The 14,602-nt window shown below is 60.3% G+C and carries 8 protein-coding genes; 5 read left to right on the plus strand and 3 right to left on the minus strand.

Features of this window, described 5'->3' with window-relative positions:
- Nucleotides 1-45 precede the first annotated feature (45 nt).
- A complete protein-coding gene (locus K2Z83_RS02570) occupies nt 46-1,977 on the minus strand; it encodes a transposase family protein (RefSeq protein WP_220593626.1) in 1,932 nt (643 codons plus the stop codon).
- Nucleotides 1,955-4,558 carry a hypothetical protein gene (locus K2Z83_RS02575; protein WP_220593627.1) on the minus strand — a complete coding sequence of 868 codons (2,604 nt, stop codon included), beginning with the start codon at nt 4,556-4,558 and terminating at the stop codon, nt 1,955-1,957. The genes K2Z83_RS02570 and K2Z83_RS02575 overlap by 23 nt, the downstream gene beginning before the upstream one ends.
- Nucleotides 4,559-5,041: 483 nt before the next feature.
- Here K2Z83_RS02575 and K2Z83_RS02580 point away from each other — a divergent pair, with 483 nt between their 5' ends.
- Nucleotides 5,042-6,022, plus strand: coding sequence for a tyrosine-type recombinase/integrase (locus K2Z83_RS02580; protein ID WP_220593628.1), 981 nt, complete (start codon nt 5,042-5,044; stop codon nt 6,020-6,022).
- 143 nt (nt 6,023-6,165) lie between these two features.
- Nucleotides 6,166-7,275: a spore photoproduct lyase family protein gene (locus K2Z83_RS02585; protein WP_220593629.1), complete on the plus strand. Its 1,110-nt coding sequence runs from the start codon at nt 6,166-6,168 to the stop codon at nt 7,273-7,275.
- Between the two features lies 1 nt (nt 7,276).
- Here the strand turns inward: K2Z83_RS02585 and tcmP are convergent, their stop codons facing one another.
- Nucleotides 7,277-8,458, minus strand: a complete 1,182-nt coding sequence (tcmP, locus tag K2Z83_RS02590; protein WP_220593630.1) for a three-Cys-motif partner protein TcmP — start codon at nt 8,456-8,458, stop codon at nt 7,277-7,279.
- 377 nt (nt 8,459-8,835) lie between these two features.
- Between tcmP and K2Z83_RS02595 the strand changes: the two genes are divergently transcribed.
- The 3 genes from K2Z83_RS02595 (at nt 8,836) to K2Z83_RS02605 (ending at nt 14,599) form a co-directional block, all read left to right on the plus strand.
- The gene (locus K2Z83_RS02595; RefSeq protein ID WP_220593631.1) at nt 8,836-11,607 is read left to right on the plus strand and encodes a DEAD/DEAH box helicase family protein; all 2,772 of its coding nucleotides are present in this window, start codon (nt 8,836-8,838) and stop codon (nt 11,605-11,607) included.
- Nucleotides 11,608-11,690: 83 nt separating this feature from the next.
- On the plus strand, nt 11,691-13,394 hold the full coding sequence (locus tag K2Z83_RS02600) for a class I SAM-dependent DNA methyltransferase (RefSeq protein WP_220593632.1): 1,704 nt from the start codon (nt 11,691-11,693) through the stop codon (nt 13,392-13,394).
- Nucleotides 13,391-14,599, plus strand: coding sequence for a restriction endonuclease subunit S (locus K2Z83_RS02605; RefSeq protein ID WP_220593633.1), 1,209 nt, complete (start codon nt 13,391-13,393; stop codon nt 14,597-14,599). Before K2Z83_RS02600 ends, K2Z83_RS02605 begins: the two co-directional genes overlap by 4 nt.
- The last annotated feature ends 3 nt before the right edge of the window (nt 14,600-14,602 follow it).

Raw genomic sequence — 14,602 nt, forward strand, 5'->3', positions numbered from 1 at the left:
CACCTACACAGAACCAGGCCGGAAGCACTTTGGGGGCGACAACTCCTAACTGGCGATCCTAGCTGCATCCTCTGCAAGGAATTGAGCGATGAGTGCATCGCGCATCTCCTGCTGTGGATTCACCTGTGTATCCTGCGCCGTGCGGTTCGACTGTTTACGACGTGGCTGTGATGGCTTAGTTGTGTGATCAGAAGCTGTTGTGTCCTGATCATTCTGAGCTTCGCCAGCGCTTCCCTTGCCATTTTCGACCAGCTGCGGAGCATCGGTCAAAAGCTCCTCGAAAAGCGCCTTATCATCATCGCTAATTCGTGGGAGCGAGCAGCTGTAATCAGCAAGCACCTCAAGGAATCTCCGTCGGAATTCAAAGACTTCAGCGCGCAGCGCGCGCACTGCGGCCCACTGCTGCTCAATATGGGTTTGGCGGCTCGGAGGATCATCGCCGACAGGGATTAGCCGACTCCACTTCGTCCCGTCCAGACATGCATATATCTGCTCCCCTTTGCTTGAGGGGATGATGGCATAACGCACTATCCCACGTGCGGCAGCATCAAGCCAAGGTCGGTAGTCGGACAGGTTGGTTGGCTTATATTTCCCTCGCTTTGGGATATGGATTCCCCTGTCATAAATCCGCGTCTCATTGCCATGGATAAGAGCCTGGCCACAGAGGCCAGCACTGCCTAGATACAGCATTCGGTCGAAGGAAGGAATAGGTAACAGGAGCGGATTGTCATTCTCAAAATGGTCACGGCGCGTTCGCTTTTTACCCGTCACAGCCGAAGCATTCCATCTCTCCTCATGCGCAGACGCCACAGCGCGTAGGTCGCTGAGGGAAAGCTTCGCAGCTTTTTTGGCCCTACGCCAGGACTCGAGATCATTTTCATCGCGTACGACCCCAGCATATTTTAGGAGGGCCTTGTCGTACTCACGCTGCGTAACCTCGACCCCGCCACGGCCCCATGGATGACCAGGAAAGCCAAACATGTGTACAATCTCATCGGCCGGACTTGTCGAAAGTAGCGGAAGAAAGCCCTCAAGAAACCTGAACTGCGAACCTTTGTCAGTGTAGATAACTTGTGGGCGCACCCTATGAATCAAGATGGCATAGAGCAACAACAGGCGTACATCATCGGCTGTGAAATCAACCCGGCGCGCCTCGCCATCGTTGTCGTCAACTGCACGGACGACAAGATGTGATGCGATGATAAAGCCGCTGTACGCGTCGATAATACAGAGCAGCGTGACGGTACAACGCCTCTTCCCATGGCGGATGTAAAAAGGCAGCGTTCGGGCATCCATAATCCAGCACTCATTCGGGGCACGAAAGTCGTTAGGCAGCTTGGGCATCCACTTCACCCATACCTCGCGAGCACCTTCACGGCCCATTTTGAACAGCGCGGGCTGGCGCTTTTGCTGATCACGCAGGCAACGCTTGATCATATCAAGTGTTATCAAGCGGCCCCGGTGCTGGGCGTTGGGAAACATTTGACGGAACATGTCAAAAATAAAACCTATCTTGACCCGCTCTCGTGTACGAACGGTCAGGCCATTAGGTAGCACAGCCTCCCAGTCACCGAACAAATAGGCTCCTGTCACAATTGCCTGCTGGTCTTTAGAAAGCTCCATTGGCGGTTGCCCTGCTAGGCTCACCACGCTGTAGATATACGCATTGGGGTCTTCTGGTATTCCCAAGCGGAAGCGCTGTAGGTTACGAGCCTTGTTCTCAACAGATTGGGCGCTCTTGACCTTCAATTCTGCTATAGCGGTCGCGCGAGCACCGTCAGGTAAACGTCGTTTCTCGTCAATCGGCCCAACAGATCCATAAAGCATGTCGGCATATTTGCGAACTAGACCTGCAAAGTGGATCCTCTCCATCTGCACTTCAGGCGACATCCGATTGAAGCGGCGCTTCGCCTCATCGTAATCTTCTCTGCTAAAGACGTTGAGCTTGCTAGCATCAGGCAACGTCTGCTGCTCCATTAGGATCCTCCTCCGTGTCTAAAGAAGGTTGGGGGTCAATGGCCAACCTATTGTTGCTACGCGACAAGTAGACCAACCGTTCGTCGATCTCCACAAAGATTCCCTGCTCGGGCAGGCTGGTCCGGTATGGGTATGCTCGATAGGGAATCTCACGGGTTAGGCCACCTAGGCGTGCGAAGGAGGATGTATACACATTTCCCTTCAACACGACACCTAGCTCGGTCAACTCTGCGCGGCCCTCACGTGGAAGTAACCACCCGGCTGCAGGGCTGGTGAAGCCAGGCACAGCGTATCCAGCGCGCCGAGCATCGCCCTCAGCCGGCACGGAAACCTGATTTGAGAGGCGTTCATCGTATTCCGCACGCTGCTCGCCACCTTCAACCGGTGTGGTGTTTTGACGACGCGCGTGATACAGCCAGGAGAGCGCAATGCGTTGTAGCTCTGGAAGACTCACGTAGCCATTGCCGGTACGGCGTCGAACCTCCTCTGGCAGCACCTTACACACTTCATTAACCAATCGTTGCTTCTGCCAGTGAAGCTCACGAGGATTTGGCTGGATCTCGGAAGCCAGCCAGTATGCGGCCTGCCGAAGATCTCCCAAGTCATCGTCATCAAGATTGAGGGAGCGCATGGGCACATGGATACTGCGAGGGATTCCTCGTAACGGCCACCAGACTACGCCGGGATGGAAAAGTGCCTGGTAGATTGCCAGCCCCAGTTCCTGAGCATGGGGCAAATGAAGCGAGGGCCAACAACTTATTGGCAGCACACTATCGTGATCGAAGACCAGCATCAGATGGGCCTGTTGTTCGATCCGCGACGTTCGCTCGTTAAGTACAGGGACAGCTATCTTGACCGGTACTAACACCCATGCTCGGTGGATCAGCGGCGCCTTGGGGAGGTAGATCGAGACGCGCTTGTGGAGATGATCGGTCTGCATCCCCACACCGCTGTTCCAGAAAGGCGCTTTCTTTAAGCGGTTAAATAAGGCCAGGATAACTTGTGGCGAGAATTGTGGGAGATCATTCAGGCGGCACAGCTCCCCGACACGCTCACGCACATCGCGCGGCGATAGCGCTCCCTCAGTGTGACCAAGCTTGAGGAAGTGGATATAGTGTGTGATCAGATCGGGAACTATTGTTCGCAGCCGCTCCTGAGTCATACGCCTGAGGCCTAAAGCGCCATACGTTGCCAAGCCATAAAGCCGGCCTGACGACTCTTTATTATTGGGTAAGCGGCCTTGACGACAAAACTCAGAGATAATCCGCGGGTCTTCCTTCAATCGTTTCTTGAACCCCTTACGGCAGGAGTTACCTGGATAGGTATCAGCTAGCGGAAAAAGCGAGATCGGAATTTCAAGTGATTCTAGCACCTCCTGTAGTGCGATGAGCAGGCGCTCAATCTCAATGCGCTCAGCATCTGCCAGCCATTCGAGATGCACATTGAGTGCGATCCGTATATGTTGCATTGTGAAAGTCTGTCCCGTCCCTGTAGGGGAAAGTAGATGATCAGCGATGGCCGCTAGCCCCCGCGTCATGTATTGCTCGAAAACCTGACCATCAGACTCACAACCCAGGCGCTCCTGTAGCCCTTTCATGACAAGGGAGTTAATCGCTGGCGTAATATGCTCTCGGTAGATTCTCCTGGCCTCGTCAAATGGCGGTCGATGAAGCAGATCTTGGCGCCAGAGTCCTACCGCCATAATCCTCTGGGCCTCCCGTACCTTGCGCCGCTCATCTCGTGACAATTGCTCCAGAGGCACATCAGGTGAAGAGGTAGGAAGCTTGTGTTCGGATAGGACTGACTCAATGACCGGCCGGGAGGTGAGTACTTCACGGAGAGCAATGACTATCCGACGAATCTGACCCATCGCCTCTTCGGCTTTGTCGGTCATGAGGGCGACGGTTGCGGCGTAGCGCTCCACAAAAATGATGTCGCTTGCAAATGGGCAGTTCGAGCGGAGCAGCAAGTGAACCGGATGCTGCTCCAGACCTGCAAGCATGATCGCCCAAGCTTCGATAGCCGCATCACGATCAACATGGCCAAGTTGCTTAACAACGCTTGCTGCCAGCGACTTATCCTGGCAGATTTGCTGATCGAGGAGCGCCTTGATCTGACTCTTCGCTGTCGTTTCCTGCTGAAAGATGCCTTGAACCTGACGAAGGCATTGCTCATAGGCTGGAGAGGTGAGGCGATGAGGCTTGTGAGAAGAGCGAGGTTTTGCGAACAGGTTGTGCTTGTAACACGAGGTAAATTCCTTGGTCCATACCTGCTCGTGGATGTACTTCCACACGCGCAGGTCATGGGCAAGCGGGAGTAATGTCTCCCGCATCAAGGTATTCCAGCCGTTCTCCTGATCTTCGTATGATTCCGAGTTCGCGTGGGTAACTTGGGCTTCTAATATCCTCAACCAGCGTGCTACTTCCTGGGACTGGGATGGGTGAGAAAGCTTGCTATCCCACATATCATGTTTAGCAAGCACGAGGCGCGCATGGCGCATAATAATGCGCCAACGCTCTGCGATGATCGCATGCGCACCTGTTGGCAGGCCCAAAACATGGGGTACGGGAAGACGTGTCATTGTTGACCCACGATGCCGCTATCTTTGAGCAGATATTGGCGTTCTGTGCCAGCATGCCGTCAGGGACGTTAAGAGGTAGCCTGAATAGCTTTGTGTAGAGCAGGTTGATATGAATATAGTAGCACGTCTGTACAGCCGTGACAAGAGGTTATATGCCATTTATATGAGCTGTAGATCTGGCTCACAAGGCTGTTGGCAGCTGAGGACACTGAGATAGGGTTTGGGCTTAAAACCTGAAGGAGAGTTTCTCATCCCCATCCTTGAGAACCTGTCTCTCTGGTTACAAGAATGCACTCGCGCAACTCGGTATGCGAAGCCAGATGACGTACGCCATCGCTACCATATCGGCCAAAGGAAGTAGGGCAAGAGAAGGTACATTCTCTTGCCCTTTGTGGTACAATATCTCCAGAAACCGCCTGTTTACGGTACGGGATGCCCGCAAAAAAGCGCAAGAGAATACATCAGGGCTTGGAGAAGGACAAAATGGCAGAACTTGCGAACCTTGTGAGTCCCTGGCTCAGCGACCTCGGCAGCCGCGACCGCTCGCCGCGCACAGTCACCCGCTACCGCGCGGCGGTCAGTCGGTTTCTGGCATGGTACGAGGCGGAGGAGCGCCGACCGCTCGATCTCGGTGACGTGACGCCGATTGCCTTACAGGGCTACCGGCGCGCGCTCCAGAAGACCGCGGCGACGAGCACGGTGAATATCCACACCTGCGCCCTGCGGGCCTGGTGCGGTTGGCTGACGGCGCAGGGCCACCTCGATACAAACCCGGCCACGCATCTGCGGCTGGTGCGCACCACCGCGCCCGATGCCCCGAGCGGGCTGAGCGACACAGCGGTTAATGCGCTGCTGCGTGAGGCCCAGCGATCGCGGCACCCGGCCCGCGACTACGCGCTGGTTCAGGTGATGCTCCAGACTGGCATCCGCATCGGGGAGTGCGCCGCGCTCTGCTGGCGAGACATCACCTTCGGCGAGAAGAGCGGGAGCCTGCTGGTGCGGGCTGGCAAGGGCAACAAGGCGCGCACGGTGCCGCTCAACGGCTCGGCGCGCACCGCGCTGGCCAGTTACGTCGGGCCAATCCTGGAGGTTGAGCTGACCCTACGCGCAGTGGCGCAGGCGTGGCCACAGCTCCAGGGTGCTCATGCCTCCGAACATGTGTGGCGGAGCCAGATGGGCAAGCACCTCACCGATTCGGGGATCTGGCGGGTGATCACGGGTTTGGTACGCAACTGCGCGGCGCGTGGCTTGGTTCCCGCCGAGACGACCCCACACGACCTGCGCCACACCTTCGCCCAGCACTACCTCGATGAGCACCCCGGCGATCTCGTCGCCCTGGCCCGGCTGCTGGGCCACAGCTCGCTCGACACGACAGCGATCTATACGCAGCCCACGGCTGATGAGCTGGCGGATCGGGTGGAAAACCTACCGCTGAACGCGTACGATACGCTCAGGCGCTCATAGTTGATGCCATGTAAGTGTCAGGCATTGTTGGGTAATTGGGCAGCGTTTCACGCTGCTTTTTGCCTACACAGAGGTTGAAATATCCTTGGCAACATGGTACACTTATTTACATAAAGAACTTTTGTTCTCACCAGAGGGCTAGTATGACCACTCCTATCGACGAACGGGCGATTGCGCTCACTGGGGCTGGACGCCCGCTCACCTGGTATGTCGATGAGCAGGCACAGTCAGGAACCTGGCGCGAAGAACTTGTTCCCCCTCAGATATCCGGCTTGGCCCGGCCGATAACGGTCTTTCGGGCGCCGCGACGCACGAACCTGATCGCCTACGACTGGCACGGCGATGCGCAGACGTTTTGCCCGCCAATGTGGTGGGATCTGGCGATTGGCTCGGGAGCGTGTGGCCTAGGGTGTCGGGCATGCTTCCTGATGCTCACGCATCGCATTCGGCGCGATCCGATGCGCCATCTGCTCTATGACAATGTGGACGATTTCGTCCGTGCCGCCGAGCGCTGGCTGCAGGTGCCCGACCGTCGTTGGCAGCATACGCTGGGGGTCGGGATCGACCGGAGCGACTCGCTGCTTTACGAGGGCATCACCGGGCACGTGCGCCAGCTCGCGCCGCTGTTTGCCTCGGCGAAGGCGAACCCACAGCGCTGTAAGCTCATCCTGCTTACCAAGTCAGCGAATACGCACTATCTCAGCGAGATTGCTGAGGCCGATCGGAAGCAGGTTGTCGTCTCGTTCTCGCTCAACCCCCAGATGATCGCCGATTGCTGGGAGGGGGTGTGGGAGGATGGCAGCCCAATCCCGCCCTCAGTCGAGCGGCGCCTGGAGGCGGCCCGATATGCGCAGGAGCTCGGCTACGAGGTTCGCGTGCGAGTCGATCCCATCCTGACGCCGGCAGGCTGGGAGGATGCCTACGCCGATTTCGTCCGCCAGGTGCAGCGTGCTGGGGTGCAGTTCCGCTATTGGACGCTCGGCACCTACCGAGAGAAGAATGCACAACTGCTCTCCTGGGCGCAGCGCTGGGGTTTGCCGGCGATGGACTGGCAGCCCGATGAGGCTGACCTCGTGCAGGACGGCACCCATCGCCACCTGTCGGAAGAGCGGCGGATCGCGATCTATACAACCGTGACCAAGCACATCCGGGCAGTATTCTCCAAGGCGCGGGTCAACCTCTGTAAGGAGACCCACACGGTGCGCAAGGCAATGCCGCACGCCTGTAAGGCTGACTGCAACTGCCTGGTGTAGGTCATCCGACGATGCGAAACTCGGTGCCTTTGCGCCAGGCCCGCCCATCGCTGATACGCTCGATGCTCCCGCTCGCTGCCAACCCTTTGCACGCTGCGCGGTAGTCCTTCTCGCTCAGGCGCGCAAACCAGTTGTGGCTACGCAGGAGCTTGTAGAACAGCTCCTCAAATTCCCATGTGCGCTTTTTCTGCTGGCCTACCTCGTGTAGACTCGCCTGGACTGCTGCGATGTGGGCCTGGTGCAACTGCTCCGGGTCAGGCTCTTGTTTCTCATCACCGAAGAGCCCCATCTGGATCGCTGTCTGTGCTGCCAGAGCCTGCTGGCGACGTGTCTCCTGATCATCGCGGTAGCTCGCTTCGGCGCGGAGGAGCACGTCGCTCATGATCTTGAAGCCGAGCTTATCACCGGTCGCAAAGACTAGGTGATATTTGAGGCGCTCGTCGATTGTCCGTATCGGATACGCAGCAGCAAAGCGAAAGCGACCTGATGGGATGTGAACCAGCTGCTCCAGGTAATGATTGAGCAGTGCGTCATCGCGATCCGGCCCTCTGGAAATCGTTGCCACGATATCTCGCCAGACCTGGCCTCGAAAGATCTGGTCGAGGTTCTGGCCGTGGGCGACGCTGCGTGGGTCATCGGTGCATTCGTATGCGCCGACGACGCGCCGGATTCCCTCGGTGTCGTAGCGCAGCAGGATGTCGGTAGGAAGTCGCCGCATCGCAATCCGCTCGATCAGCTGCACCATGTGGAGGTTCCGCATCCCAAACGGATCGAGAAAGAAGAAGGCCGGGCAACGCTGAACTGTTAACAGGACTTGATCGATGACCTGGCTAAAGTCGCCCTGGATATTTGTGACTCTGGGGTAACTGGTAGTCTCGCGCTCCAGGATGGCGTAGCAGTCCGGATCCTTCTCCACATTCAAGCAGCGGATGTCATAGGGTAAGCCCTGAATGGCTTCAACTGCAAGCAGCGGCGACCCGGTTGCACCATCATCGTACCGCCCCGCGCCGGCGAAGCCATCGACATACCAGATCGTCTCCGAAGTGCGTGAAAGCGCGGTGCAGAAGGCTGGGAGATAGTGCTGAAGTACGGCGTGTTTCCGGGCAGACCATTCGCGTCGGTAGTCAAAGTGTTGGTGGGTCATGGGTGTGCCCTCAGGATCAGGGTAGATGGTAGTGAGCATCGCTCATCTCCAACAGCAGGAGATATGTCTATAGGTATGCACTCGTGGTGCCACATATCCAAAGAAGCGACTGGATTATAGTACTACGGATGCCCAGGTCGTTGGGTGAAATCTTGTTTATTTCGGTTCAGCATGCCGCTGTGCGTGCTATACTGGCGCAGGTAACGCAAAACCCACTCCCCGCCGGCAAGCAGAAGAGTGGGCCTTGGTTTTTACGATCATTGAATTGTGCTGCGCCGCTATTGTAGCATCTCCCCTGTGCCGCTGGCAAGGGGCGTGCGCGGGCGCAGCCGGGCTCAGGTACACCTATGCCGCCCCGCCGCCGCTCATCTCCTAGGCCATCCTCACCTCGCCCCGAGGCGCGCACCCGCGCGGAGTTGATCGACCCCGCGCTGCTCCACGCCGGCTGGGATGTGCGCGACCCGGCGAAGGTCGGCCTGGAGATCCCGGTCGATGGAACTGACCCCGCCGCCTGGCAGCGGCTCCAGGCTGAGCTGAACCGCCTGCGCGGCCAGCACCGTATCGCAGAGACACCGCTGCCCGCCGGGATCAGCGACTATGTGCTCTACCGGCCCAACGGCGAGGTGATCGCGGTGGTCGAGGCGAAGAAGACCAGCGTCGACCCCCGGCTGGCTCAGGCCCAGGCGGAGTTCTATGTCGATCAGATCGCCCAGCGCCAGAGCTTCCGGCCCTTTGCCTTTATGACCAACGGCGAGGTGATCTATTTCCTCGACGCCGGGATGGCGCATAAGCGCGAGGTGTTCGGCTTCTTCTCGCCGGCCGACCTGGAGAACCTGCTGTTCCTGCGCCAGAGCGGGAAGCCCCTCGCTCCGATGACGATCGCGACGCGGATCGCCGACCGGCCTTATCAGCACGAGGCTATCCGGCGGGTCTGTGAGGCCTTCGACGCCGGCAAGCGTAAGGCGCTGCTGACGATGGCCACCGGCACGGGCAAGACCCGCACGGCGATGGCGCTGATCGACCTGTTTTTTCGCGCTGATCAGGCCCGCCGGGTGCTCTTTGTGGCCGACCGCGATGAACTGGTGAAGCAGGCGCTCGATGATGGCTTCCGCAAGCATCTGCCCGATGAGCCCTGCACGCGCATCTTCAGCCAGCACATCGCCACCGATAGTCGGCTCTATGCGGTGACGCTGCAGACGCTCAGCCTCTGCTTCGAGCGCTTCTCGCCGGGCTTCTTCGACCTGATTATCTTCGATGAGGTGCATCGCTCGATCTTCAACCAGTGGAGCGAGCCGCTGCAGTACTTCGATGCGCGCCAGATCGGGCTGACCGCCACCCCGGCCGACTTTATCGAGCGCAATACCTTCCTCAGTTTCGACTGCACCGAGGGCATCCCGACCTTCCTCTACGCCTACCCGCAGGCGGTGGCCGAGAAGTATCTGGTTGACTATGCGCTCTATCGGATGCAGACGAAGTTCCAGCGCCGTGGCATCCGTGGGGTCGACCTGGCCGAGGAGGATCGCAATGCGCTGATCGCGCAGGGCATCGACCCCGATGAATTGGACTATTCCGGCACCGACCTGGAGCGGCGGGTCAGCAATACCGACACGATCCGCAAGCAGTGGCAGGAGATCTGGGACGCCTGCCTGAAGGATGAGTCGGGCCAGCAGCCGGGCAAGACGATCGTCTTCGCGATGACCCAGAAGCACGCGCTGCGCCTGGCCGAGGTGTTTGGCGAGATGTTCCCGCAGTTCCCTGAGACGGTGCAGGTGATTACCGCGGAGTCGAACTATCGCGGTACGCTGATCGATGAGTTCAAGAAGCAGGACCAGCCGCGCATCGCAATCACGGTCGACCTGCTGGAGACCGGGGTGGATGTGCCCGAGGTGGTCAATCTGGTCTTTATGAAGCCGGTGCAGTCGCGGATCAAGCTGGAGCAGATGATCGGGCGGGGCACGCGCAGCGATGCGGCCTGTCACTTTCGCCAGTGGCTGCCGAATGCGCGCAAGACCGAGTTCTATATCCTCGACTTCTGGGAGAATGACTTTAGCCGCGACGCGGCCGAGGAGCAGCGCCAGAGCCTGCCGGTACTGGTGACGATCTTCAACACGCGGCTGCGTCTGCTGGCCCTGGAGCTCCAGCAGCAGAGCGGCGAGCAGGCACTGCGCCTGGTCACCCAGCTGCGGGCGCAGATCGCCGAGATCCCGGTCGACTCGTTCTCGGTGCGCCGCCTGCTGCCCGATATCCAGTCGGCCTTTGCGGACAGCTTCTGGAGCTACCTGACGGCGAACAAGCTCGACTTTCTGCGCACGAAGGTCGGCCCGCTGCTGCGCTATGTGCCCGGCGTCGATGTGGCGGCGGCCACCTTCACCAGCAAGATCGAGCGGCTCAAGCTCCAGCTGGCCTCGGGCACCGACACGCACGCCGCCGCTGAGTCGATTGCCGAGGATGTCAGCCGGCTGCCGAGTGACGCGGCCGACGACCCGGCCAGCCGGGCGGCGGTCGCGATCTGTCTGCCGCCGACGCGGCTGCAGCAGGCCACGCCATCCGAGCTTGACCAGGTGGCCGACACGCTGGCCCCCGCGATGCGCCGGCGGCGCGCGCACGAGAATAGCTTCCTGACCCTTGACCTGCCCGACTTTGTGGAGCTGCGCGGCTACATCCTGCTCAAGGGCGGCACCGAGCGGATCTACATCGAGGAGTACAAGCGGCGGGTGGACGAGCGGGTATTATCCCTCATCGACGCCGACCCGGCGGTGGGCCGGATCGCCGCCGGGGCGAACCTGGACGACGAGGAACTGCTCGCGATCGAGCGGCTGCTGCGCCGCGAGCTTGGCGGCGTCGGCCTGGAGCTGGACGAGTCGAATGTGCGCAAGGCCTACGGCTGGAAGGTCGGCAGCCTGCTGGAGTTTATGCGCCAGCTCTTCGGCATCGGCGGCATCCCGGCCTACGCCGAGATCGTGCAGCGCCAGTTCGAGACCTATATCACCGCACACCCCTTCAATGCCGACCAGATCCGCTTCCTGCGCGCCCTCCAGAGCGTGTTCCTCAACCGGCGGCGGATCGCGCCCGCCGAGCTGTACGAGTCGCCCTTCACCCAGTTTGGCGCCGACGCCGCCGACCGCTGGTTCGACCCCGCGCAGCGCGCGGATCTGCTGGCCTTTGTTGAGACGCTGACTGTTTTATAGACCCTCACCCCCGCCGCTGACGCGGCTCCCCCTCTCCCGCTTGTGGGAGAGGGGGCTGGGGGTGAGGGCCAGGAAATACACTGATGCTCACCGACCCCCGGCTCCGCTCGCAGGTGGACCAGCTCTGGGAGAAGTTTTGGTCTGGCGGGCTGACCAATCCGCTCGACGCGATCGAGCAGTTCTCCTACCTGCTCTTCCTTAAGCAGCTCGACGAGGCCGAGCAGCGCCGCCAGCGCCTGGCCACGATGCGCAAGCAGAGCTTCACGCCGCGTATCCCCGAGCCGATGCGCTGGGACGCCTGGAATAAGTACCAGGCCGGCGTGATGCTTGCGCACGTGCGTGATCAGGTCTTCCCCTGGTTCCGCACCCTCGGCGTCTCGGGCAGCTCCTTCGAGCGCTATATGCAGAGCGCCGAGTTCAAGATCAACAAGCCCAGCCTGCTGGTCGAGGCGGTGAATGCGATCGACGCCATGCGCATCTCCGAGCAGAACCAGGATGTGCAGGGCGACCTCTACGAGTATCTGCTGAGCAAGCTGAACACCGCCGGGCGCAACGGTCAGTTCCGCACGCCGCGCCATATCATCCGCATGATGGTCAAGATGCTCAACCCGAAGCCGGGCGAGCGGATCGGCGATCTGGCGGCGGGCACGGGCGGCTTCCTGGTCGGGGCCTACCAGCACCTGCTGGAGCAGGCCACCCCGCAAGCGCAGCTGCAGTACGACGAGGAGGGCTGGGCGCACGGGGCGACCGGCGAGCTGCTCACCGACGAGCAGCGCCGCTTCCTCCAGGAGCAGGCGTTCCGTGGCTACGACAATGACTCGGGCATGACCATGCTGCGGATCGGCTCGATGAACCTGATGCTGCACGGGATCGAGTCGCCGCGCTTCTTCTACTTCGACACGCTGGGCAAGGAGTTCCGCGAGGCGAGCGACTACGATGTCATCCTGATGAACCCGCCCTTCAAGGGCGCGGTGGACAAGGGCGATGTCAGCCCGACCCTGCCGAGCACGACGACCAAGTCGGAGCTGCTGTTCCTGCACCTGATCCTGCGCGCGCTCGACCAGGGCGGGCGCTGCGCGGTGATCGTGCCCGACGGCGTGCTCTTCGGCTCCAGCGGCGCGCACGTGGCCCTGCGCAAGCTGCTGGTCGAGTCGCACCGGCTCGACGGGGTGGTCTCGATGCCGGGCGGCGTGTTCAAGCCCTACGCCGGGGTCTCGACGGCGGTGCTGCTCTTCACCAGGGGCGCGACGACCGGGCGGATCTGGTACTACGACATGGAGCACGACGGCTTTACGCTGGACGACAAGCGCCTGCCGACGGCGGAGAACGATATCGCCGACCTGCTGGCCTGCTGGGCCAGCCGCAAGGACACTGCCTTCGACACCGCGCGGCAGGCCGAGCTGGCCGGGCTGCGGGCCGAGGCCGCGCCGCTGAAGGTCGAGCGGCTGCGCCTGGAGGCCGAGCTGGATCGCCTGAAGTTCGCGCGGGCGGTGGCCCCCGAGGGCGACGCGACGGCGGGCACCGCGCTGGAGCGCGCCCAGGCCGAGATTGACGCGCTGCGGGCGCGGCTGGCCCCGCTGCAGAGCCAGATCAACCGGCTGAGCCGGCAGTTCTGGGTCGAGAAGGCCCAGGTGGCGGCGAACCGCTACGACCTCTCGGCCAGCCGCTACCGCCAGGTCGAGCGCGACGAGCCCTACCAGGCGTCGCCCCAGCTCACGCTGGAGCGGCTGCGCGAGCTAGAGCGGGCGATGGGGGAAGAGATGATTGCCCTTGAGGGACTCCTGTGATCGACTATATCGAGCTAGGCGAAGTCGCGAAGATTGACCGCTCGGCGGCGAGCGCTAAAGAGTGCGCCGAGCTGCCATATATTGGCCTGGAGCATATTGAGAAAGATACAGGACATTTTGCCGCTGGGTATGAGCCTCGACCTGAAGCTTTGCTGGCAACCAAGTTCCGGTTCACGCCCAAGCATGTGCTCTATGGCAAGCTCAGGCCCTACCTGAACAAAGTTCTGCTGCCCTCATTTGACGGTGTGTGTACAACAGAGATTTTGCCGATCTTGCCGAATGAGCGAAAGCTAGATAGAGCCTACCTGTGGGCATATCTGCTCTCGCCTGAATTTGTAAGTTGGGCTTCTGAGAGCGTCTCTGGTGCCAACCTGCCTCGTATTGACCCCAAGCTCCTGGCAGATCATCCTATTCCCCTGCCCCCCCTCGCCGAGCAGCGGCGCATCGCGGCGGTGCTGGCCCGCGCCGACCGGCCGCGGCGGCTGCGGCGCTACGCGCTGGAGCTCAGCGCGGGCTACCTCCAGGCGGTGTTCGTGGAGATGTTTGGGGAGCCCTTCACCAATCCCAAGAATTGGTCAGATGTATCTCTTGGTGATGCACTTGCCCTAGAGCCACATATTGGAACGATTGAGCCAGCACAGGACACCGGTTTACAACGCTGCATACGAGTTGGCGAGCTTGGATCTTGGTTTGTAGAGCTTGAAAAATGTCAGTTCGTTTCGCTTCAAGGACGCGAGCTACGGAGGTTCCAAGCCTTACCAGGTGACATCCTGTTAGCAAGAGCGATTGCCAGCGAAGATCATCTTGGAAAGCTGTCTCTAGTACCCCAGATATTAGAAGATGTGATTTTCGACTCGCATGTGATGCGTTTACGGACAGATAGTTCTCGTCTGATCAATCTTTACCTCGCCACATTCTTGCGTACCGATGGCGGCAGAGCGCGCTTTATGCGCCAAGCTCGTCGTACTGCTGTGCAGTTCAATGTAAATGCTGAGCAGATATCTGGATTGCAGGTACCTCTCCCTCCCCTCGCCCTCCAGGAGCGCTTCGCGGCCATCGCGCGGCGGCACGAGCGGCTGCGCGGGCAGCAGCGGGAGGCGCTGCGCCAGGCGGAGCAGCTCTTCGACGCGCTGCTGGGCCAGGCGTTCCGGGGGGAGCTGGGCGAGGCGGCGGGGGCGATAGAAAGCTTGGCAGTAAGAATGTAGGTA

It is taken from the genome of Oscillochloris sp. ZM17-4 (genome assembly GCF_019599295.1).
GTDB lineage: Bacteria > Chloroflexota > Chloroflexia > Chloroflexales > Chloroflexaceae > Oscillochloris.